We start from the raw sequence: 22,833 nt of genomic DNA, 5'->3' as shown, positions 1-22,833 counted from the left end.
GTGGCGGTGGCCTCGACGGCTGCGGCCAGCTGGGACCGAAGTGTTCCCGCGTCGGGACGGAGGGAGCCGCTGAAGGCGGCGGTCCTCGACGGGACGGCCCACACCGGCCGTGTCAGTCCTGCGCGGGGGCGGCCGTCTTCTTGGCGGCCGCCTTCTTCGCGGTCGCCTTCTTCGCCGCGGTCTTCTTGGCCGTCGCCGTCTTCTTGGTGGCGGCCTTCTTCGCGGTGGCCTTCTTGGCCGTCTTGCGGGCGGCCGTCTTCTTGGCGGGAGCCTCGACCTCGGCCTCGGCCTCGGCGGCGGGCGCCTCGACCGGGGCCGCGGCGGCGGCCGGGGCCTCGACCACGACGACGGCGGCGTCCTCGGCACCCGAGGGCGAACCCGCGGGGGCGGTCACCTTGCGGACGACCCGGCGACGGGCCCTCGGCGGGGCGGCCGCGGGGGCCTCCTCGACGACAGGCTCGGGCGCGGCCTCGGCGGCCGGCTCCGGCGCGGCGACGGGCTCCGCGACCGGCGCCTCGACGACGGGCTCCGGAGCGGCCGCCGGCGACCCTGCCGGGGCCGTCGCCTTGCGGGTGGCGCGACGGCGCGCACGGGGGGCCGGGGCGGCCTCCTCGACGACCGGCGCGGCCTCGACGACCGGGGCCTCGACGACGGCCTCGACGACGGGCGCGGGCTCCTCCACGACCACCGGCGCGGGGGTGGAGGCGACCGGCGCGGACACCTTGCGGGTGGCCCGACGGCGGCCTCGGCCGCGCGTCGCGGCCGCCTCGGCCTCGGCGGCGCTGCCGTACAGCTCCTCGTCGGGGCGGAAGGGCTCCTCCACGGCCACCGGCGGCGCGATCTCCGCGGCCACCTCGGCCTCGGTCTCGACCGTCTCGGTCTCCGACTCCACGGCCTCGACGTGGTCGTGCTCGTGCTCGTGGTGCTCGGCACCGCCACGGCCACGCTTCTTCGAGCGCTTGCCGCCGCCACCGCCGCCCGGGGCGGTCGGCTGCTCCATGTGCACGATGACACCGCGGCCGTTGCAGTGGACGCAGGTCTCGGAGAAGGACTCCAGCAGACCCTGGCCCACCCGCTTGCGGGTCATCTGGACCAGACCGAGCGAGGTGACCTCGGCCACCTGGTGCTTGGTCCGGTCACGGCCCAGGCACTCGAGGAGGCGGCGCAGCACCAGGTCGCGGTTGGACTCCAGGACCATGTCGATGAAGTCGATGACGACGATGCCGCCCAGGTCGCGCAGGCGCAGCTGGCGCACGATCTCCTCGGCCGCTTCGAGGTTGTTCCTCGTCACGGTCTCTTCGAGGTTGCCGCCCTGGCCGGTGAACTTGCCGGTGTTGACGTCGACGACGATCATCGCCTCGGTCTTGTCGATCACCAGCGAGCCACCGCTCGGCAGCCAGACCTTGCGGTCCAGCGCCTTCATCAGCTGCTCGTCGATCCGGTACGTCGCGAAGACGTCGACCTCGCTCGTCCACTTGGACAGGCGGTCGGTCAGGTCCGGGGCGACGTGGTTCACGTACCCGTGGATGGTCTCCCAGGCGTCGTCGCCGCTGACGATGACCTTCGAGAAGTCCTCGTTGAAGATGTCGCGGACGACGCGGACGGTCATGTCCGGCTCGCCGTAGAGAAGGGTCGGAGCGTTGCCGTTCTTCGCCTTCTTCTGGATGTCCTCCCACTGGGCCTGCAGACGCTCGACGTCACGGCGCAGCTCGTCCTCGCTCGCGCCCTCGGCGGCGGTGCGCACGATGACGCCCGCGTCCTCGGGAACGATCTTCTTGAGGATGGTCTTCAGACGGGCCCGCTCGGTGTCCGGGAGCTTGCGGCTGATGCCGGTCATCGAGCCCTCGGGGACGTACACGAGGTAGCGGCCCGGGAGGGAGACCTGGCTGGTCAGACGGGCGCCCTTGTGGCCGATGGGGTCCTTCGTCACCTGGACGAGGACGGACTGGCCGGACTTGAGGGCGGTCTCGATGCGGCGCGGCCCGTTGGCCATGCCGAGCGCCTCGAAGTTGACCTCGCCGGCGTACAGGACGGCGTTGCGGCCCTTGCCGATGTCGACGAAGGCGGCCTCCATGGACGGCAGCACGTTCTGGACCTTGCCCAGGTAGACGTTGCCGACGTAGGACGTGGCCTGCTCCTTGTTGACGTAGTGCTCGACGAGCACGTTGTCTTCCAGGACGCCGATCTGGGTGCGCTCGCCGTTCTGGCGGACGACCATGACGCGCTCGACCGCCTCACGGCGGGCCAGGAACTCGGCCTCCGTGATGATCGGCACGCGGCGGCGGCCCTGCTCGCGGCCTTCGCGACGACGCTGCTTCTTCGCCTCCAGGCGGGTCGAGCCCTTGATGGACTGGACCTCGTCGGACGGCTCGGCCTTCTCGCGGGCCGGGCGGGGCTCGCGGACCTTGACGACCGTACGGACGCCGTCCTCCTCGCCCCCCTCGGTGTCGGCGGCGTCACCGCTGCGGCGGCGACGACGGCGACGACGGCGGGAGCTGCTGCTGCCGGACGTGGTGCCGCCCTCAGACTCCTCGGACTCGTCCGTCTCCTCGGACTCCTCGTCCTCGGCGGGCGTCTCGTCCGCCTCCTCGCTCTCGTCGGTGTCCTCCGCCTCGGCGAGCTCGCCGCGACGACGGCGACGGCCGCCACGGCGGCGACGGCGGGACGGACGGTCCTCGTACTCGTCGGTCTCCTCGGCCTCCGCCTCGGGCTCCTCGGCCTCGACCTCGGGCTCGTCGGCGACGGTGGCCGGGACCGGCTCGACCGCGACCGGCTCGGCGGGCTCGCCGCGACGGCGACGACGGCGCCGTCCGGCGGGCTCGGGACGCTCGACCGCCTCGGCGGTCTCGACCGTCTCCTCCTCGTCCTCCTCCGGCTCCACGGCCTCGGCCGCGGCTGCTGCGGCGGCGGTCTCCGGGGTCTGGAACATCGGCTCGGTGAAGACCGGGGCCTGGAAGACGGCGACGGCGGGACGCGTGGCACGCCGGCCGCGGGGCTCCTCCGCCGCGGAAACGCGCGCGGCTTCGGCCGACGCGGTGCCGGCACCGGACGTCACCGGCTCGGCGGTGAACTGCGGCGAGGTGGCGCGGCGGCGGGAGCGGCCACGGACGGCGGCCTGCTCGGCGGCGGCGACCTCGGGCTCGGTCGCCTCGGCGGTGATCTGCTCGACGGTCTCGGACGGCAGGCTCTCACCGGCCGTCTCGGCCACCGGCTCCGGGGTGGTCGCCTTGCGGGTCGCACGGCGACGCGTACGGGCGGGGGCGGCCGCAGGCTCCTCGACGGGCTCCTCCACCGGCGCGGCGGGCGTCTCCGCGACAGGCTCGGCCACGGTCTCGGTCACCGGCTCCGGGGTGGTCGCCTTACGGGTGGCACGGCGACGCGTACGGGCGGGAGCGGCGGCCGGCTCCTCGGCGGAAGCCTCGACCGGCGCGGCGGGCGTCTCCACGACAGGCTCGGCCACGGTCTCGGTCACCGGCTCCGGGGCGGTCGCCTTACGGGTGGCACGGCGACGCGTACGGGCGGGGGCGGCCGCAGGCTCCTCGACGGAAGCCTCGACCGGCACGGCCTCGGCCGCGGTCTCTGCCACCGGCTCCGGGGTGGTCGCCTTACGGGTGGCACGGCGACGCGTACGGGCGGGGGCGGCGGCCGGCTCCTCCACCGGAGCCTCCGCCGGCGCGGCGGGCGTCTCGACGACGACCTCGGCCGCGGTCTCGACGGTCTCCGCCGTCACCGGCGGGCCGGCGGGGCGGGAGGCTGCGCGGCGCCTGCGGCGCGGCGGCAGCTTGTCACCAGGCGCGTTGTTGTTCTCGGTGCTTTCTTCGTGCTGCTCGGGCATGCGGGCGGTTCTCCCGTCACGCTCCCGGGCGCCGCGTCGTGTTCCGGTCCGGCGGCACGATCGCGCTCGATGCGCGGTGCCGCCGTCCGGGGCGCGGGCGCCGCACGGGAGCTGATGTCTGGCTCGCCGGTTCCGTACGCGTTCTGCGTACGGCCTGGCGAAAGTCTCCTGTGTTCGTGCGCTGCCCGACCCAGGTGGCTCCCGAGTGCCAGGGCTGCGCTACAACGACCGCTCCCTACGCGGAACCTGCACCCGGCGCCGTCGCTGAGGCGGTCGCGGCGGCCGTGGGTGGAGCGGCCGTGACTGCTTCGCGGTCGGGCGCGAGCGGGTCGGTCACCGTGCCGGACTCCTCGTCGAAGAGCCCCTGCGCCAGCCTGGTCACCGCTGCGGGGACCGGCGGCGCCAGGTCGGCCACAGCTCGGAGACCGGACAGGACGTCGTCGGGTCGTACGGCAGGTGTCACGTGCCGAACAACCAGCCGCAGTATCGCACAGGCATTGTCCAGCGGCCTATCAGCTTCGGGACGTGCCTGTGGACGAGCCGCGACCAGGTCGGCGACGGCCGAGCGGGCGTCGAAGGTGCGGATGCCGTTCTTGGTCTTGCGCTGTACTTCCACGGTGTCGGCCGCGAGGAAGGCCGCCACGGCCTTCTCCGCGTCCTCGAGGGCGACGCCGTCGAGCCGCAGCTCCCACACGGAGGCGGTGAGCCGGTCGGCCAGTCCCGAGGTGCGGGCCTCGACGGCGTCGGTGATGTCGAGACCGTCCGGGAGCGACTCGTCGAGCAGGATCCGCAGGGTCTCCGGATCCCTCTGCTCGGTGAGCGCGATCTCCAGGAACTCGGCCTCGGAGCCCGTACCCGTGGGGGCGGCGTTGGCGTACGACACCTTGGGGTGCGGGGTGAAGCCGGCCGAGTACGCCATGGGCACCTCGGCTCGGCGCAGCGCACGCTCGAAGGCGCGCTGGAAGTCACGGTGGCTGGTGAACCGGAGGCGGCCGCGCTTGGTGTAGCGCAGTCGGATGCGCTGCACCGCCGGTGCGGGCGGCGGGCCTTCGGGCTGTCGCTTGCCCAGTGGTTCTTCTCCTCGGTGCGGGGCGGGCGCGGTGGCGCGCCGCCCACGAAATACGGGTGGCCTCTGGGGGGCCCGACCGGCTCACCCCCGCTTTCGCAGGGAGATCTCGGGTGCGGGCGCCGCGCCGGAGGCGGTTGTTGTACTACCCAGAGTACGCGCCGAGGTCACCACCGGTTCCCCGGGCTCGGTCACCCGGGCTCCCCCGACCAGTGCGTGCCAGGCGTCGCGGCGGGCCTGGCGGACCATCGCGCGCGCCGCGCCGAGCGCGCTCCGGGCGGCTCGTCCGGCCTCGGCGGCGGCCCGCCTGGCCGGGGCCCACACCTGGTCGCGGACCCAGTGGCCGACGGGGGTGCAGACGGTGCGGTAGACCCAGGTCGCGGGGCGGCCGAGGAGATTCCACGCCACCCACGTGAGTGCCCGGCCGACGGCACGGGAGACGAACCCCGCGATCCGCCAGCAGACCCGGAAGGCGTCGGCGGTCTCCCGCCCGAGGGGCACCAGGACCCGCCGCCAGAGCCAGCCGAGGGGCAGGACGATCCCGTACCGCCACAGCGCGGCCCACGGCCGGACGAACAGCGCGCCCGCCAGCCACGCGAGGGCCCGGCCCAGGCCGGTGAGAAGCCACGTCAGCCCCTGGCCGAGCGGGGTGAGGACGGCCCGGTGGAGCCAGACGGCCGGCACCGCGAACCCGTACCGGGCCACCGGCACGACGACGTACCGCCACACCGGGGAGAGGATCCACCGGTACGTCCAGACCGCCGGGACGCCGATCCCATACCGGGCGCCCGGCACCACCACGTACCGCCAGAGCGCCACCCACGGCCAGACGAACAGCGCCTTGGCCAGCCAGCCGCCGCCGACGGCAAGACCTTGGCCCACCAGGGTGAGCAACCGCACCAGCCCGCGCCCGACCGGGCCCAGCACCGACCGGTGGAGCCACCGGGCCGGAATCACGAACCCGTACCGGCCCACCGGCACCAGCACATACCGCCACAGCGCCACCCACGGCCAGACGAACAGCGCCTTGGCCAGCCAGACCGTCGGCTTCGCGACCAGCGTCCGGAACATCCAGCCGAGCGCCCGGCCCACCGGTCGCAGCACCCGCAGTTCCACGGCGCGCCCGCAGACGACGAGGACGTCCCACAGCATCCGGACGGGTACGACGACCACCAGCACGACGATCCGAACCGGAATCCTGATGAACGCCGTCAGACAGCCCTCCGGCTCTCCCCCGGGCTGTGCCTTCTCCATGCTCATGCCTGAAATGACGCAACGGCCCGGCGGAGGGTTTCCCCTCACACCGGGCCGTCGCGGGAGCTCTACCGGAACGGGCTACTTGACGACGCTCAGCGGCAGCAGCTTCTTGCCGGTCGGGCCGACCTGGATCTCGGTCTGCATCGCCGGGCACACACCGCAGTCGAAGCACGGCGTCCAGCGGCAGTCGTCGACCTCGGTCTCGTCCAGCGCGTCCTGCCAGTCCTCCCAGAGCCAGTCCTTGTCGAGACCGGAGTCCAGGTGGTCCCAGGGCAGGACCTCCTCGTAGGTGCGCTCACGGGTCGTGTACCAGTCGACGTCGACGCCCATGGCCGGAAGCGTCTTCTCGGCGCACTGCATCCAGCGGTCGTACGAGAAGTGCTCGCGCCAGCCGTCGAAGCGGCCGCCGTCGTCGTACACCGCGCGGATGACGGCGCCGATCCGCCGGTCGCCGCGCGAGAGCAGGCCCTCGACGATGCCGGGCTTGCCGTCGTGGTAGCGGAAGCCGATCGAACGGCCGTACTTCTTGTCGCCGCGGATCTTGTCCCGGAGCTTCGCCAGACGCGCGTCCGTCTCCTCGGCCGAGAGCTGCGGGGCCCACTGGAAGGGGGTGTGGGGCTTCGGGACGAAGCCGCCGATGGAGACCGTGCAGCGGATGTCGTTCTGGCCGGAGACCTTGCGGCCCTCGGCGATGACGTTGACCGCCATGTCACCGATCTGGAGGACGTCCTCGTCCGTCTCGGTCGGCAGGCCGCACATGAAGTACAGCTTCACCTGGCGCCAGCCGTTGCCGTACGCGGTGGAGACGGTCCGGATCAGGTCCTCCTCCGAGACCATCTTGTTGATGACCTTGCGCATCCGCTCGGAGCCGCCCTCGGGGGCGAAAGTGAGACCGGAGCGGCGGCCGTTGCGGGTCAGCTCGTTGGCGAGGTCGACGTTGAAGGCGTCCACCCGGGTGGAGGGCAGGGACAGACCGACCTTGTCCTCCTCGTACCGGTCGGCGAGGCCCTTGGCGATGTCGGCGATCTCCGTGTGGTCCGCGGACGACAGGGAGAGCAGGCCGACCTCCTCGAAGCCGGTCGCCTTGAGACCCTTCTCGACCATCTCGCCGATGCCGGTGATGCTTCGCTCCCGCACGGGGCGCGTGATCATGCCGGCCTGGCAGAAGCGGCAGCCGCGGGTGCAGCCGCGGAAGATCTCGACGGACATCCGCTCGTGGACCGTCTCGGCGAGCGGGACCAGCGGCTGCTTGGGGTAGGGCCACTCGTCGAGGTCCATGACGGTGTGCTTGGACACGCGCCACGGCACGCCGGAGCGGTTGGGGACGACGCGGGCGATCCGGCCGTCGGGCAGGTACTCGACGTCGTAGAAGCCCGGGATGTAGACCGAGCCCGTCTTCGCGAGCCGGAGGAGGACCTCCTCGCGGCCGCCGGGGCGGCCCTCGGCCTTCCAGGCGCGGATGATCTCCGTCATGTCGAGGACGGCCTGCTCGCCGTCGCCGATGATGGCCGCGTCGATGAAGTCCGCGATCGGCTCGGGGTTGAAGGCGGCGTGGCCGCCGGCGAGCACGATCGGGTGGTCGACGGTGCGGTCCTTCGACTCCAGCGGGATGCCCGCCAGGTCGAGGGCCGTGAGCATGTTGGTGTAGCCGAGTTCCGTGGAGAAGCTCAGGCCGAAGACGTCGAAGGCGCCGACGGGGCGGTGGCTGTCCACGGTGAACTGCGGGACGCCGTGCTCGCGCATGAGCTCCTCGAGGTCCGGCCACACGCTGTAGGTGCGCTCGGCGAGGACGCCCTCCCGCTCGTTCAGTACCTCGTAGAGGATCATGACGCCCTGGTTGGGCAGACCGACCTCGTACGCGTCCGGGTACATGAGCGCCCAGCGGACGTCGGCGGACTCCCACGGCTTGACCGTGGAGTTCAGCTCTCCACCGACGTACTGAATCGGCTTCTGCACGTGCGGGAGCAGAGCTTCGAGCTGCGGGAAGACAGACTCGGCAGCAGACATCTCGAACCTTCGTGAGCTGGCAGGGGGCGACTCTCAAGCGTACCCGGTGCTCAGCGGGTGAGTGGCGCCCTCCGTTTCGGGGCCGAGGCCCGCTCCCAGACCTGCGGAAACTCTCGCTCGCGGTCGGCTCCGGCCGCTTCCTCCCGGCCGTACAGGAGTCCCCAGGCGAAGGCGGACTCGCCCGCGGCGTGGGCCTGGACGGCGAGGGTGCGCAGGGCCTCGCGGGCGACGACGCTGTCCTGGTGGTCGCCGAGGACGGTCTGGACGGACTTCATGCTCTTGGCGAAGCGCTTCGCGGGTTTGCCGAGGGTGGGGGTGGCGGCCTCCGCGGCGTAGCGGGCGCGTTTGGCGGCCTTGCGGGCCTCGTGCATGGCGAGGTCGCGGTCGTGGCCCGCGGGCAGGGCGAGGGCGTGGTCGACCCGGCGGGCGAGGCGGTCGTAGTCCTTGAGGACGGCTTTGGCGAGGACCGGCGGGGCGTCCTTCGCGGCGCCCTTCAGCAGGGGCGGGTCGGCGAGCAGCGCGTCGAGGGTGGACAGGAGCGCGAGGTGGCGCGCGGAGTCGAGGGCCGCGAGCGCGGTGCGCCGGGCGCCGCCGCCGTGTGCGGCGTTCCAGATGCGGAGCCGGGAGCGGACGGGGCCGAGGAGGAGGGTGCGGGGCATGTCGTCGATCCGGCCGCGCAGGCGGTCGAACAGCACTTCCTGGTCGCGGGCGACGCCGAGCTCGCCGGCGAGCCACTTGAGCTCCTCGCCGACGGGGTCGGTGACGGTGCGGTCGAGGACCGTGCGGTACGTCTTGAAGGCGCTGCGGAGCCGGCGGGTGGCGACCCGCAGCTGGTGGACGGAGTCCGGGAGGTCGCGACGGACGGCCGGGTCGAGGGTGACGATCGCGTCGATCTGCTCCCGTACGTAGGCGAGGACGCGGCCTCCCGCGGTGTCCTCTCCCAGCCCGAGGGCCGCGTCCCGGGGGCCGGCGGCGGGACCCGCGTCGGGGTCCGCCGTCTCCTCCAAGGCCCTGGCGAGCTTCGAGGCCGACGCCGACGGTCGTACGCCGGCCTTCTTCAGGCGCTTCTCGACGGCGTCGAGGACGGTGGGGTCCGCGCCGTCCGCGAGTTCGACCTCGATCTCCGTCCAGGAGGTCTCCGCGCCGGTGCCGGTCAGGCGTTCGGCGCGGACGGTGTCGACGGACACCTCCGCGAGCATGGTTCCCCCGTCGTCGACGAGGTGGCGGACCTCCCGGGAGGACCGCAGACGGACGACAGGGACGACGTCCTCGTCGCGGACGCGGGAGCGCAGGAGCCGGGCGAGGGGCGTCGGCAGGGTGTCGGCGAGCGGGGCCCGGATCTCGTCGCGGATCCCGGAGGCGACGGGGAACTTGAGGTGCCAGCCGGCGTCCTCGCCTCCGGTACGGCGGCGCAGGGTGATCGAGTCCGCGGCCAGTCGCAGATCGGCCGTGTCGTAGTAGACGGCGTCGAGTTCGGCGACGCCCCGCTCCAGGACGGCGGAGACTCCCCGTGCTCTGCCGAGGTCCGGGAGCCCCGCCTTCTCGCCGGCTTCGTACTTCCGCTCGATCTCGCGCTTCGTCTCCGCCATGAATCGAATCTAGACGTGAAGTGAACGGAAGGGCAGACCCTCTTGGGCTAAGCGGTTATCGGCCGCTGCACCCGGATCGACTGGAGCAGTCCGATCGCCACCCATACGGCGAACATCGAGGAGCCTCCGTAGGAGACGAACGGCAGCGGGAGGCCCGCCACGGGCATGATGCCGAGCGCCATGCCGATGTTCTCGAAGGACTGGAAGGCGAACCAGGCGATGATGCCGGCGGCGACGATCGTGCCGTACAGCTCGGTCGTCTCGCGTGCGATGCGGCAGGCGCGCCAGAGGATGACACCGAGCAGCGCGATGATCAGTCCGCCGCCGAGGAAGCCGAGCTCCTCGCCGGCGACGCTGAAGATGAAGTCGGTCTGCTGCTCGGGCACGAACTGGCCGCTGGTCTGGTGGCCGTTGAAGAGCCCCGCGCCGTAGAGGCCGCCGGAACCGATCGCGATGCGCGCCTGGTTGGTGTTGTAGCCGACGCCCGCCGGGTCGAGCTCTGGGTTGGCGAAGGCGGCGAAGCGGTTGAGCTGGTACTCGTCGAGCAGGCCGAGGGCCGTGACCGCGACCGCGCCCGCCACGCCGGCGCCGATGAGGCCGAGCACCCAGCGGTTGGAGGCGCCGGAGGCGAGCAGCACCCCGAGGACGATCACCGCCATGACCATCACGGAGCCGAGGTCCGGCATCAGCATGACGATCGCCATGGGCAGCGCGGCGAGGCCCAGGGCCTTGGCGACGGTCCGGTGGTCGGGGTGGACCTGGTCGCCGGCGTCGACCTTCGCGGCCAGCAGCATCGCCATGATCAGGATGATCGTGATCTTCACGAACTCGCTGGGCTGGAGCGAGAAGCCGCCGCCGATCACGATCCACGCGTGGGCGCCGTTGATCGTGGCGCCGAGCGGGGTGAGGACGGCGAGGATCAGCAGGATCGAGATGCCGTAGAGGATCGGCACCGCGCCGCGCAGGGTGCGGTGGCCGAGCCAGATGGTGCCGATCATCAGGGCGAGCCCGATGCCGGTGTTCAGGGCGTGCCGGAAGAGGAAGTAGTACGGGTCGCCCTGGTTCAGCTCGGTCCGGCCGCGCGTGGCGGACCAGACGAGCAGCGAGCCGAGGAACGACAGCGCGAGGCTGGACAGGAGGATGGGCCAGTCCAGCCGCCGGACCACCGAGTCACGTGCGGTGAGCTTGGCGATCGGGCCGCGTTCGGGGGCGTAGCGGGAGACGGAGAACCCGTGGGGTGCGGTCATCGGTCAGTCTCCCGTCCTGCCGGGCAGCGGCCCGTGGAGTGGCTCTTGTCCGCCGCCGTCGCCCGTCCCGGCCGCGTCGACCACCAGCTGTGACTTGGGGTCGTACGGCTTGACCGCGGGCGCGTCGATGGTGCCGTCGGGCTGGATCTTCGGCAGCGTCTTCTGGGGCTGGGGCAGCAGGGCGCGCTTGAGGTCCTGGTTGCCCGCGTCGTCGAGGCCGTAGAGGGCGTCGTAGATGTTGCGGACGGCGGGTCCGGAGGCGCCGGAGCCCGTACCACCCTGGGAGATCGTCATCACGATCGTGTAGTCGTCGGTGTACGTGGCGAACCAGGAGGTGGTCTGCTTGCCGTAGACCTGGGCGGTACCGGTCTTGGCCCGCATCGGGATCTTGTCCTGGGGCCAGCCGCCGAACCGCCAGGCGGCGGTGCCGCCGGGCTCGACGACGGAGCGCAGGCCCTTGTCGAGGTCGGCGATGGTCTGGGCGTCGACCGGCAGCTTGCCGTGGGCCTCCGGCTTGATCTCCGTGACCTGCTTGCCGTCGGGGCTGATCACGGCCTTGCCGATGGTGGGGTTGTAGAGGGTGCCGCCGTTGCTGATCGCCGCGTAGGCGGTGGCCAGCTGGACGGGCGTGATGAGGACGTCGCCCTGGCCGATGGAGAAGTTGATGCTGTCGTACGCCTTCAGCTGGTTGCCTTCGAGGCAGCTCTCGTAGGCGATCTGCTCGACGTAGGTGCCGCCCTTCTTGCCCTGCTTGCACCAGGCGTCCTTGTTGGCCTCCCAGAACCGCTGCTTCCACTGGCGGTCCGGGATGCGGCCCTTGACCTCGTTGGGCACGTCGATGCCGGTCTCGGAGCCGAAGCCGAAGTCACGGGCGGTCCGGTAGAACCAGTCGTGGGCGTCCTTCTTGGGCTTGAGGCCGCCGTCGCGGTTCCACTCCTGGTGGCCGAGGCGGTAGAAGACCGTGTTGCAGGAGTACTTGAGGGCGTCGCCGAGGGTGATGGGGCCGTGCCCCTGGGACTCGAAGTTCGCGAAGCTCCGGTTGCCCATGCTGTACGAGCTGCTGCACAGGTACTTGTCGTTGAAGTCGTACCCGGCCCGCACGGCCGCGCTCGCCGACACCACCTTGAAGACGGAGCCGGCGGGCGCCTGCCCCTGGATGGCCCGGTTGAGCAGCGGGTAGTTGGAGTCCTTGCTGGTGAGGCGGGCGTAGTCCTTGCCGGAGATGCCGCCGACCCAGGCGTTCGGGTCGTAGTCGGGCTGGGAGGCCATGGCGACGACGCGGCCGGTCCTGGACTCCATGACGACGACGGCGCCGGCGTCGGCCTCGTACTTCCGGCCGGTGATCTTGTCGGTCTCGCCCCGGACCAGCTTCATCGCCTGGTGGAGCTCGTACTCGGCGACCGACTGGACGCGGGCGTCGATGCTGGTGACGAGGGTGGAGCCGGGTACGCCCGGCTCGGACTGGGTCTGGCCCATGACCCGGCCGATCTTGTCGACCTCGTACGAGGTGACGCCGGCCTTGCCGCGCAGCTCCTTGTCGTAGGTGCGTTCGATGCCGGAGCGGCCGACCTGGTCGGAGCGGAGATAGGGCGATTCGGAGTCCTTGGCCTTCTGGATCTCCTCGTCGGTGACCGGCGAGAGGTAGCCGAGCACCTGCGCGGTGCGGGCGTTCCCGGGCGCCGTGTAGCGGCGTACGGCGGCGAGTTCGGCGGTGATGCCGGGGAAGTCCTCGGTGCTCTCCCGGATCCGCAGCGCCTGCTGCGTGGTGGCCTCGTCGGTGATCGGGATCGGCTGGTAGGGGGAGCCGTTCCAGCAGGGCTGCGGCGTCTGGGAGTCGCAGAGCCGCACCTTGTCCATGACGTCCTTGGGCTTCATGCCGAGGACGCCGGCGAGGCGGGTGAGGACGGCCTTGCCGTCGTCCTTCATCTTCATCAGCTCGGTGCGGGACGCGGAGACCACGAGCCGGGTCTCGTTGTCGGCGAGCGGGACGCCACGGGAGTCGAGGATCGAACCGCGGACGGCGGGCTGGACGACCCGCTGGACGTGGTTGCTCTTCGCCTCGTCGGTGTACTCCTTGCCGTTGCGGATCTGGAGGTACCAGAGGCGTCCGCCGAGAGTGAGCAGGAGGGAGAAGACGAGGATCTGGATGATGACGAGCCGGGTCTGGACCCTGGGAGTCCGCCCGGTCTCCGGGATGTTGCTCATGCTGCCGGTGCCCCCTCGGTCACAGTCGCTTGACTCCCTTGATGCGGCCCGCGCGTGCCGCTCTCGTGCGGGCGGCCTTGGCGCGCAGGCCACCGCGCTGGGCGCCGATCTGGAGGCCCGTGCCCGAGCTGAGCCAGCCGGAGGCGACGTCGGTCGCGCCCCCGGAGGTGTCGGCCAGCGGGTCGTTCTCGGCGCGCCGGGCCAGCGCCATGATCAGCGGCACGGTGAAGGGCGCGAGGAGGAGGTCGTAGATCGCCGCGGTGAACAGCAGGGAGCCGAGGCCGACATGGCGGGCGGCGGTGTCGCCGACGAGGGCGCCGACCCCCGCGTACAGGAGGGTGGAGCCGAGCGCGGCGGCGACGACCACGGCCATCGGGCCGGTGGCGGACTTCAGCTTGCCGTTGTCGGGGCGGGCGAGTCCGGCGACGTAGCCGATGACGCACAGGACGAGGGCGTAGCGGCCCGCGGCGTGGTCGGCGGGCGGGGCGAGGTCCGAGAGGAGCCCGGCGCCGAAGCCGATGAGGGAGCCGCTGACCGGCCCGTACACGAGGGCGAGGCCGACGACGGTCAGCAGGACGAGGTCGGGCACCGCGCCGGGGAGCTGGAGTCTGGCGAGGACGGATACCTGGATGACCAGGGCGACCACCACGAGGGTGGTGGAGAGGAGAATGCGGTTGAACTTCACGGCCTCAGTCCCCCTGCTCCTGCTGCTGGTTCTGTTGCTGGTCCTCGGGCTTGCGGGCCTGGTCCTGGGTGGCTCCCCGCTGCTCCCCGGCCGGCTGCTCCCCCTCGGGAGGCGGCGGTGTGACCGTGACGGTGACGGTCGGGGCCGGCTTGGGCTTGGGCGGCAGGACCGTGTCACGCGGGTTGGTGCGCGGGGCCTGGACGACGACGCCGACGATGTCGAGCTTGGAGAAGCCGACGTACGGGCGGACGTAGACGTTGCGGGTCAGGCCGCCGCCCAGCGGATCGACGCGGACGACCTCGCCGACCGGCACGCCGGGCACGAAGGGCTTGTCGGCCTGGGAGCCGAAGGTGACGAGCCGGTCGCCGGTCTTCACCTTCGCCTTGCCGTTGAGGAGCTGGACGAGGAGCGGGCCGTTGCCCTGGCCGGTGGCGAAGCCGAGCTCGGCCGAGTTCTCCATGCGGGTGCCGACGGTGAAGTCGGGGTCGTTGGCGAGGAGCACGGTCGCGGTGGAGGGCCCGACGGTGGTGACGCGGCCGACCAGACCCGAGCCGTTCAGTACGGTCATGTCCCGCTCGATGCCGTCGTTGGCGCCGGCGTCGATGGTGACGGTCCAGGAGAAGCCCTGCGCCGCTCCTATGGCGATGACCTCGGCGCCCTTGATGCCGTACTGGCCGGCGCCCGCCGTCTTGAGGAGGGTGTCGAGCTCGCGGACCCGGCTGCGGTTGCGGTCGTCGCTGCCGAGCTTGGCCTTGAGGGCCGCGTTCTCCCGTTCCAGCGCGGCGATCCGGTCGTGCCGCTCGCCGGAGTCGCGTACCGCTCCGATGGCGTTGCCGATGGGGTCGACGGCTGACGCGACCCCGTTCTCGACCGGCCCGAAGACCGCGGCGGCTGCCTGCCGGGCGCCGTCGACCGGTGACTCCTCGCCGCCGCGGATGTCCACCGTGATCAGTGCGAACGCGATGGCGATCAGCAGCACCAGGAGCAGCCGGCTCTCTCGTGTGTCCCTCACGTGCGGCGGCCGTGCCTTTCCTCTTGGTTCGATTGTTCCGTGCGATTCGTGCCGGTCTTGCCGTGACGCGGTCTCACCGCCGTGTCGACGATCGCCCCCCAGGGCCGAGGGGGACGATCGTCGCCGATCCGCTAGCGGCGGGGCTGGGCGTCCAGGACCTGCTGGAGGGCCTCGAACTCCTCCACGCACTTGCCGGATCCGAGCGCCACCGAGTCCAGCGGATCCTCGGCGATGTGGATCGGCATCCCGGTCTCGCGGCGCAGCCGCTCGTCCAGGCCGCGCAGCAGGGCGCCACCACCCGTGAGAACGATGCCGCGGTCCATCACGTCACCGGAGAGCTCGGGCGGGCACTTGTCGAGCGTCGTCTTCACGGCGTCGACGATGGCGTTGACCGGCTCCTCGATGGCCTTGCGGACCTCGGCGGCCGAGATGACCACGGTCTTGGGCAGACCGGAGACGAGGTCGCGGCCGCGGATCTCGGTGTGCTCGTCGTTGTCGAGGTCGTACGCGGAGCCGATGGTGATCTTGATCTGCTCGGCGGTGCGCTCACCGAGAAGGAGCGAGTACTCCTTCTTGATGTGCTGGATGATCGCGTTGTCGAGCTCGTCGCCGGCCACCCGGATCGACTGTGCTGTGACGATTCCGCCCAGGGAGATCACGGCGACCTCGGTGGTGCCACCGCCGATGTCGACGACCATGTTGCCGGTGGCCTCGTGGACCGGGAGGCCCGAGCCGATGGCCGCCGCCATGGGTTCCTCGATGATGTGCACCTGTCGGGCGCCGGCCTGCGTGGACGCCTCGATGACGGCGCGGCGCTCCACCCCGGTGATACCGGAGGGCACGCAGACGACGACCCGGGGGCGAGCCAGGTAGCGACGCTTGTGGATCTTGAGGATGAAGTAGCGGAGCATGCGCTCGGTGATCTCGAAGTCGGCGATCACACCGTCCTTCAGAGGTCGGACGGCGACGATGTTGCCGGGCGTCCGGCCGATCATCTTCTTCGCCTCGGCGCCGACCGCCAGGATTCCGCCGGTGTTGGTGTTGATCGCGACGACGGACGGCTCGTTCAGAACGATGCCTCGACCCCTGACGTACACCAGCGTGTTGGCGGTCCCGAGGTCGACAGCCATGTCACGGCCGATGAACGACATTGAGTTCCCCTTGTTTCCCATGAGGATGCGTCGGGCCTTCCCAATTGGAGCGTTGACGGCTTCTCAGGTCGGCGAGGTGGTGGGTTTTCGGGTGCTGCGGCGTGGAGTTTTCCATCGTAGTGCCGCCCACCCGGATACCGCGCGGTGGTCCACCTCTGTATAGGTGACGGTAGGACCCTGCGATGCGTTCCCGGTCCCGCCGTTCATATGCCCGGGGGCGACCGAAATTCCTTCGGTCGCCCCAGGTTGTTGGGATGGATGGCTGACACCCGGTCAGCCCCGGGTCACGCCAGACCGGGGAAGAAAATCTTCAATTCCCGAATGGCGGACTCCTCGGAGTCCGAGGCGTGGATCAGGTTCTCCCGGACAATGGTGCCGAAGTCCCCACGGATGGATCCGGGGGCGGCGGCGATCGGGTCGGTCGGGCCGGCGAGCGTCCGCAGCCCCTCGATGACCCGCTCGCCCTCGACGACCAGGGCGACGACCGGGCCGGACTGCATGAAGCCCATGAGCGGCTCGTAGAAGGGCTTGCCCTTGTGCTCGCCGTAGTGCTGCTCCAGCGTGTCCTGGCTCAGCTCGCGCAGTTCGAGCGCGGAGATGGTCCAGCCCGCCTTGCGCTCGATACGGCCGATGATCTCGCCGATCAGGCCACGGCGGACGGCGTCGGGCTTGAGCAGGACGAGCGTGCGCTGGCTCACGGTAGAGACTCCTTCAATGCGGTGTGCGGGACTCAGAGGCTACAGGGCCACCACGCCCGCCGATTACGCAGCGTCAGCCTTAGGAGGGGACTCCTCCGCTTCCAGGGCGCCGGCCCCCGGACAGGGCCGCCCCGGAAGCGCTACGCCGCCTCCGCCTCGGCCTGCGCGGCCCAGCGCGCCTTCGCCTCGTCGATCTTGCGGCCGTAGTGGATGGAGGCCCACCACAGCACCGCGAAGGTCGCGCCCAGGAAGAACATCACCGGCACCACGAAGCCGCTCGCCACCAGAGCGATCTGCAGCGCCCAGCCGAGCTGGAGCCCGCCCGGACGGGTGATCATCCCGCACAGCAGCACCGACACCAGCATCGCGATGCCGCAGACCCACCAGACGGCGGACATCGACAGGCTGGCGTCCTTCATGGCGACGAGCCCGGCGAACCCGATCACGAAGAACTCGCCGATCAGCGTCGAGGCACAGAGCGTACGCATCGGATTCAGCGCCTTCCGAGGAGCAGCCGGGCATCCCCGACCGTGAAGATCGAACCGGTCACCAGGACGCCCGCTCCCGCGTACTCGTCCTCTTCCTCCGCGAGGGTGATCGCCGCCTCGATGGCGTCGTCCAGCCGCGGCTCCACGACCACCCGGTCCTCGCCGAAGACCTCGACGGCGATCGCCGCGAGCGCGTCCACGTCCGTCGCGCGCGGGCTCGAGTTCGCCGTGACGACGATCTCCGCGAAGATCGGCTCGAAGGCTTCGAGCAGCCCCTTGGCGTCCTTGTCGGAGCTGGTGGAGACCACACCGATGAGCCGCGAGAAGCCGAACGACTCGCTGATGCCGTCGGCCGTGGCCCGCGCGCCGTGCGGGTTGTGCGCGGCGTCGAGGATCACCGTCGGGGAACTGCGGACGACTTCGAGGCGGCCCGGGGAGGCCACCGAGGCGAAGGCGCGGCGGACGGTGTCGAGGTCCAGGGTGCGGGCGTGCTCGGCACCGATGCCGAAGAACGCCTCGACCGCCGCCAGGGCGACCGCCGCGTTGTGCGCCTGGTGCGCGCCGTACAGCGGCAGGAAGACCTCTTCGTACTCTCCGCCCAGCCCGCGCAGGGTGAGCAGCTGGCCGCCGACCGCGATCTCGCGGGAGACGACGCCGAACTCCATGCCCTCGCGGGCCACCGTCGCGTCGACCTCGACGGCCTTCTTCAGCATGACCTGGGCGGCGTCCACCGGCTGCTGGGCCAGGATCACCGTCGAACCCTGCTTGACGATCCCGGACTTCTCCCCGGCGATCTCGCCGGGCGTGTCGCCGAGCCGGTCGGTGTGGTCCAGGTCGATCGGCGTGACGACGGCGACCGAGGCGTCGATGACGTTGGTCGCGTCCCAGGTGCCGCCCATGCCGACCTCGACGACCGCCACGTCCACCGGGGCGTCGGCGAAGGCCGCGTACGCCATTCCGGTGAGGACCTCGAAGAAGGAGAGCCGGAACTCCTCGCGGGCGTCCACCAGCTCCACGTACGGCTTGATGTCCTGGTAGGTCTCGATGAAGCCCTCGGCGGAGATCGGGGCGCCGTCCAGGCTGATCCGCTCGGTGATCGTCTGCACGTGCGGCGAGGTGTACCGCCCGGTGCGCAGGTCGAAGGCGGTCAGCAGGGCCTCGATGATGCGGGCCGTGGACGTCTTGCCGTTCGTGCCCGTGATGTGGATCGAGGGGTACGCGCGCTGGGGCTCGCCGAGCACGTCCATCAGCGCCGCGATCCGCTTCACCGAGGGCTCGAGCTTGGTCTCGCCCCACCGGGTCGCCAGCTCGGTCTCGACCTCGCGCAGCGCCCTGTCCACCTCGGGGTCGGCGGGCCGGGCGGGCACGGGGTCGCCCTGGGGCGGGCCGGCCTGCGCGCGCAGCGTGCGGCTGCCGGCCTCGATCACCGCCAGGTCGGGGTCCCGGTCGGTCTCATTGTCGACGATCTCGTCGAACGGGTCGGACGGGTCGGACGCGTCGAACTGGTCGCGGGGCTCACTCACGGGGCCAGTCTACGGAGGGGGACCGACAGGACGATGGACGCACCCCTTTCGGGACTTTCCCGACCCCCTCGGGCCCGCGCCGGCGGCACCCGAGGCGGTTCGGCCCACCCGGTCACGTCCCCTCGCGCCGGAGCGGTCAGTACGTCCCGAAGCCCGTCGGCAGCAGCGCGGTCACCGCGTACGTGTCGCCGTCCGGCCCGGCCGAGAGGCCGCCGCCCATGCTGGTGACGCGCTCCCCCATGGAGAACAGACCGGTGCCCGTCGAGACGGGGGCGCGGTCCGGCGGGGTCGCGGGGAGCGGGTTGCGGACCTCGACACGCAGGTCGGGGCCCGCCACCGAGATCGTCACGGCCACCGGCAGGCCCGGCGCGTGCTTGGCCGCGTTCGTCAGACACTCCTGGACGACCCGGTGGACCGCCGCCTGCCGCAGCGGGGAGAGCGCCTTCGCCTCCTCGGCCACGGTCAGCGCGACGGGGCTGCCCATCCGCTCGCTCTCCTCGGCGAGCACGGGGAGCCCGTCGAGGCCGGGTGTGGCAGTGGCCTGATCGGCCCGGCGCACGATCGTCTCGTTCAGCATGTGGTGGGCCCGCCGCGCCGTGTCGGCGAGCTCCTGGAAGTCCTTCACGTGCGCCTCGCCCCTGGCCCGTACGGCGAGCACCTCGGCCCGCACGGCGAGCACGGTCAGCTCCCGGCCCACCAGGTCGTGGACGTCCCGGCCGACCGAGATCCGCTCCTCCTGCACGGCCTGCCGCGCCGCGGCCTCGGCGCGCTGGCGCTCCAGGGCGCGGACCAGGTCCTGTCGGTACGCGGCGATGCCGACGCCCGCCGCGAGCACGCCGATGGGGACGACGAGGCTGAGGAACTCGCTGAGCGTCTCGCCGTGCCGGGCGGGCCAGCCGGGTGTCTGGAAGAGCGCGTACGCCACTCCCACGTAGAGCAGTGTGGCGAGAACGGCGACCCTGCGGCCGCGGAACCGGCCCAGCGAGTACAGCGCGAACTGGATCATCGTGAGCTCGTGCAGCCAGCCCATGAGGGCGAGCGCGACGAGGTACGGGATCCAGGGCAGTCGGCGCCGCAGCGTCAGGGTGGCGGCGCCGGCCGCCAGGACGAGGGTCGCGGTGACGCCGGTCAGCGAGTTGTCGGCGCGCGCGAGACCGGGCACGTCGAGGACCATCAGGGCGAAGGCGCTGAGGGCGGCGATGACGTCGAGGGCATGCGGCGAACCGGCCCACCGGTCCACGCGGCGGCGCAGCGCGGGCAGGGTGGGGAGACGGGACATGCCCCCCATCATCCAAGGTCCCTGGACCCGCGGCGCATGACCTGGGTCACAAGTAGTGCGAAATCACGCACGACGGACAAAAGAGAGGGCCCGGAACCGATCCGGTTCCGGGCCTCCCACCCGCGCTTACGCCTGCGGCAGCCGCTCCAGCTGGGCCTGGATACGGGCGATGTCCTCGTCCGCCTTGGCGAGCCGCGTACGGATCTTCTCGACCACGTTGTCCGGCGCCTTCGCCAGGAACGCCTCGTTGCCGAGCTTCCCGTTGGCCTGCGCCTTCTCCTTCTCGGCGGCCGCGAGGTCCTTGGCGAGACGCTTGCGCTCCGCCGCCACGTCGATCGTGCCGGACAGGTCGAGCGCGACCGTGGCCCCGGCGACCGGCAGGGAGGCGGTGGCGGAGAAGCCCTCGCCCTCCGGCTGGAGACGGAGCAGCTGACGGATGGCCGCCTCGTGCGGGGCGAGCGCGGTGCCGGCCAGGTCGAGCCGGGCCGGGACCTTCTGGCCGGGCTGCAGACCCTGGTCGGAACGGAACCGGCGGACCTCGGTGACGACCTGCTGGACGAGCTCGATCTCCCGCTCGGCCGCGTCGTCACGGAAGCCGGAGTCCTTCGGCCAGTCGGCGATGACGACCGACTCCTTGCCGGTGAGCGTGGTCCACAGCGTCTCAGTGACGAACGGGACGATCGGGTGGAGCAGCCGCAGCATCACGTCCAGGACCTCGCCGAGGACCCGGCCGGAGACCTTGGCTCCCTCGCCGCCGGCGAAGAACGTCGTCTTCGACAGCTCGACGTACCAGTCGAAGACCTCGTCCCACGCGAAGTGGTAGAGCGCGTCGGCGAGCTTCGCGAACTGGTAGTCGTCGTAGAACGCGTCGACGTCGGCGACCGTCTTGTTGAGCCGCGAGAGGATCCAGCGGTCCGTCGCGGACATCTCCGACGGGTCGGGCAGCGGGCCCTCGACCGTCGCGCCGTTCATCAGCGCGAAGCGGGTGGCGTTCCAGATCTTGTTGGCGAAGTTCCGGGACGCCTTGACCCAGTCCTCGCCGATGGGGACGTCGATGCCCGGGTTGGCGCCGTTGGCCAGGGTGAAGCGGACGGCGTCGGAGCCGTACTCGTTCATCCAGTCCAGCGGGTTGACCGCGTTGCCGAAGGACTTCGACATCTTCTTGCCGAACTGGTCGCGGACCATGCCGTGCAGGACGATGGTGTGGAACGGCGGGGTGCCGTCCATCGCGTACAGGCCGAACATCATCATCCGGGCGACCCAGAAGAAGAGGATGTCGTAGCCGGTGACCAGGACGGAGTTCGGGTAGAACTTCGCGAGGCTGTCGGTCTGCTCCGGCCAGCCGAGCGTGGAGAACGGCCACAGGCCGGAGGAGAACCAGGTGTCCAGGACGTCCGTGTCCTGGTGCCAGCCCTCGCCCGTGGGCGGCTGCTCGTCGGGTCCGACGCAGACGATCTCGCCGTTCGGGCCGTACCAGACGGGGATGCGGTGACCCCACCACAGCTGGCGCGAGATGCACCAGTCGTGGAGGTTGTCGACCCACTCGAAGTACCGCTTCTCCATCTCCTGCGGGTGGATCTTGACCTTGCCGTCGCGGACCGCGTCACCGGCGGCCTTCGCGAGCGGGCCGACCTTGACCCACCACTGCATCGACAGGCGCGGCTCGATGGTGGTCTTGCAGCGCGAGCAGTGGCCGACGGAGTGGACGTACGGACGCTTCTCGGCGACGATCCGGCCCTCGGCGCGCAGCGCGGCGACGATGGCGGAGCGGGCCTCCAGGCGGTCCAGGCCCTGGAAGGGGCCGTGGGCGGTGATGACCGCGCGCTCGTCCATGACGGCGAGGTTCGGCAGGCCGTGGCGCTGGCCGATCTCGAAGTCGTTCGGGTCGTGCGCCGGCGTCACCTTGACGGCGCCGGTGCCGAACTCGGGGTCGACGTGCTCGTCGGCGACGACCGGGATCCGGCGGCCGGTCAGCGGCAGCTCGATCTCGGTGCCGACCAGGTGCCTGTACCGCTCGTCGTCCGGGTGGACGGCGACGGCGGTGTCGCCGAGCATCGTCTCGGCGCGGGTGGTGGCGACGACGATGGACGCGTCGCCCTCGCCGTACCGGATGGAGACGAGCTCGCCGTCGTCGTCCTGGTACTCGACCTCGATGTCGGAGATGGCCGTCAGACAGCGCGGGCACCAGTTGATGATGCGCTCGGCGCGGTAGATCAGCTCGTCGTCGTAGAGCTTCTTGAAGATGGTCTGGACGGCCTGCGAGAGGCCCTCGTCCATGGTGAACCGCTCGCGGGACCAGGCGACGCCGTCGCCGAGGCGCTTCATCTGGCCGGAGATCTGACCACCGGACTCGGCCTTCCACTGCCAGACGCGCTCGACGAACGCCTCACGGCCGAGGTCATGGCGGGACTTGCCCTCCTTGGCGAGTTCGCGCTCGACGACGTTCTGGGTCGCGATGCCGGCGTGGTCCATGCCCGGCTGCCACAGCGTCTCGTAACCCTGCATCCGCTTGCGGCGGGTGAGGGCGTCGATGAGCGTGTGCTCGAAGGCGTGGCCCAGGTGGAGGGAACCGGTGACGTTCGGCGGCGGGATGACGATGGTGTACGGCGACTTCTCGCTGTTCGCGTCGGCCTCGAAGTAGCCCCGCTCTACCCAGCGCTCGTACAGCTTCCCCTCTACTTCGGCCGGCGCGTACTGGGTCGGCAGTTCGGGGTTGGCTGCTGGCTGCTGCTGAGTGTTCTCGGTCACGGGGTCAGTTTAGGGGTGTCGCAGGGCTGTACCGAAACGCGTT

15 protein-coding genes are annotated in these 22,833 nt (G+C 71.3%); all 15 read right to left on the bottom strand.

The window, feature by feature from the left end:
- Positions 1-112: 112 nt before the first annotated feature.
- The 15 genes from AB0D99_RS29510 to AB0D99_RS29440 all read right to left on the bottom strand — a co-directional run bounded on the left by AB0D99_RS29510 (position 113) and on the right by AB0D99_RS29440 (position 22,790).
- Positions 113-3,835 (bottom strand): Rne/Rng family ribonuclease, encoded by a 3,723-nt coding sequence (locus AB0D99_RS29510; protein WP_362368886.1) that lies wholly within the window; start codon positions 3,833-3,835, stop codon positions 113-115.
- A 235-nt stretch (positions 3,836-4,070) separates the two neighbouring features.
- The gene (locus tag AB0D99_RS29505) at positions 4,071-4,862 is read right to left on the bottom strand and encodes a TIGR03936 family radical SAM-associated protein (protein ID WP_362368883.1); all 792 of its coding nucleotides are present in this window, start codon (positions 4,860-4,862) and stop codon (positions 4,071-4,073) included.
- Positions 4,863-4,985: 123 nt separating this feature from the next.
- Positions 4,986-6,161: a hypothetical protein gene (locus AB0D99_RS29500; RefSeq protein ID WP_362368880.1), complete on the bottom strand. Its 1,176-nt coding sequence runs from the start codon at positions 6,159-6,161 to the stop codon at positions 4,986-4,988.
- A gap of 75 nt (positions 6,162-6,236) precedes the next feature.
- Positions 6,237-8,165 (bottom strand): TIGR03960 family B12-binding radical SAM protein, encoded by a 1,929-nt coding sequence (locus tag AB0D99_RS29495; protein WP_362368877.1) that lies wholly within the window; start codon positions 8,163-8,165, stop codon positions 6,237-6,239.
- A gap of 50 nt (positions 8,166-8,215) precedes the next feature.
- Positions 8,216-9,754 carry a CYTH and CHAD domain-containing protein gene (locus AB0D99_RS29490; RefSeq protein WP_362368874.1) on the bottom strand — a complete coding sequence of 513 codons (1,539 nt, stop codon included), beginning with the start codon at positions 9,752-9,754 and terminating at the stop codon, positions 8,216-8,218.
- Between the two features lie 47 nt (positions 9,755-9,801).
- On the bottom strand, positions 9,802-11,001 hold the full coding sequence (gene rodA, locus AB0D99_RS29485) for a rod shape-determining protein RodA (RefSeq protein WP_362368871.1): 1,200 nt from the start codon (positions 10,999-11,001) through the stop codon (positions 9,802-9,804).
- A gap of 3 nt (positions 11,002-11,004) precedes the next feature.
- Entirely contained in the window at positions 11,005-13,206 is a 2,202-nt protein-coding gene (gene mrdA, locus AB0D99_RS29480; RefSeq protein ID WP_362368868.1) for a penicillin-binding protein 2, read from the bottom strand.
- A 19-nt stretch (positions 13,207-13,225) separates the two neighbouring features.
- Positions 13,226-13,891: a rod shape-determining protein MreD gene (gene mreD, locus AB0D99_RS29475; RefSeq protein WP_362368866.1), complete on the bottom strand. Its 666-nt coding sequence runs from the start codon at positions 13,889-13,891 to the stop codon at positions 13,226-13,228.
- 4 nt (positions 13,892-13,895) lie between these two features.
- Positions 13,896-14,903, bottom strand: a complete 1,008-nt coding sequence (mreC, locus tag AB0D99_RS29470) for a rod shape-determining protein MreC (RefSeq protein ID WP_362368863.1) — start codon at positions 14,901-14,903, stop codon at positions 13,896-13,898.
- A 131-nt stretch (positions 14,904-15,034) separates the two neighbouring features.
- Positions 15,035-16,054: a rod shape-determining protein gene (locus tag AB0D99_RS29465; RefSeq protein ID WP_056640532.1), complete on the bottom strand. Its 1,020-nt coding sequence runs from the start codon at positions 16,052-16,054 to the stop codon at positions 15,035-15,037.
- Between the two features lie 284 nt (positions 16,055-16,338).
- Positions 16,339-16,752 (bottom strand): nucleoside-diphosphate kinase, encoded by a 414-nt coding sequence (gene ndk / locus AB0D99_RS29460; protein ID WP_137989320.1) that lies wholly within the window; start codon positions 16,750-16,752, stop codon positions 16,339-16,341.
- A gap of 140 nt (positions 16,753-16,892) precedes the next feature.
- On the bottom strand, positions 16,893-17,240 hold the full coding sequence (locus AB0D99_RS29455; RefSeq protein ID WP_362368858.1) for a DUF4233 domain-containing protein: 348 nt from the start codon (positions 17,238-17,240) through the stop codon (positions 16,893-16,895).
- 5 nt (positions 17,241-17,245) lie between these two features.
- Entirely contained in the window at positions 17,246-18,763 is a 1,518-nt protein-coding gene (locus tag AB0D99_RS29450; RefSeq protein WP_362368856.1) for a folylpolyglutamate synthase/dihydrofolate synthase family protein, read from the bottom strand.
- Between the two features lie 136 nt (positions 18,764-18,899).
- A complete protein-coding gene (locus tag AB0D99_RS29445; protein WP_362368853.1) occupies positions 18,900-20,042 on the bottom strand; it encodes an ATP-binding protein in 1,143 nt (380 codons plus the stop codon).
- 126 nt (positions 20,043-20,168) lie between these two features.
- A complete protein-coding gene (locus tag AB0D99_RS29440; RefSeq protein ID WP_362368849.1) occupies positions 20,169-22,790 on the bottom strand; it encodes a valine--tRNA ligase in 2,622 nt (873 codons plus the stop codon).
- Positions 22,791-22,833: the final 43 nt, after the last annotated feature.

It is taken from the genome of Streptomyces sp. NPDC047971, from assembly GCF_040653355.1.
Classification (GTDB): domain Bacteria; phylum Actinomycetota; class Actinomycetes; order Streptomycetales; family Streptomycetaceae; genus Streptomyces.
Note: the sequence above shows the minus strand (reverse complement) of the source record. Positions and strands in the feature narration are given on the sequence as shown.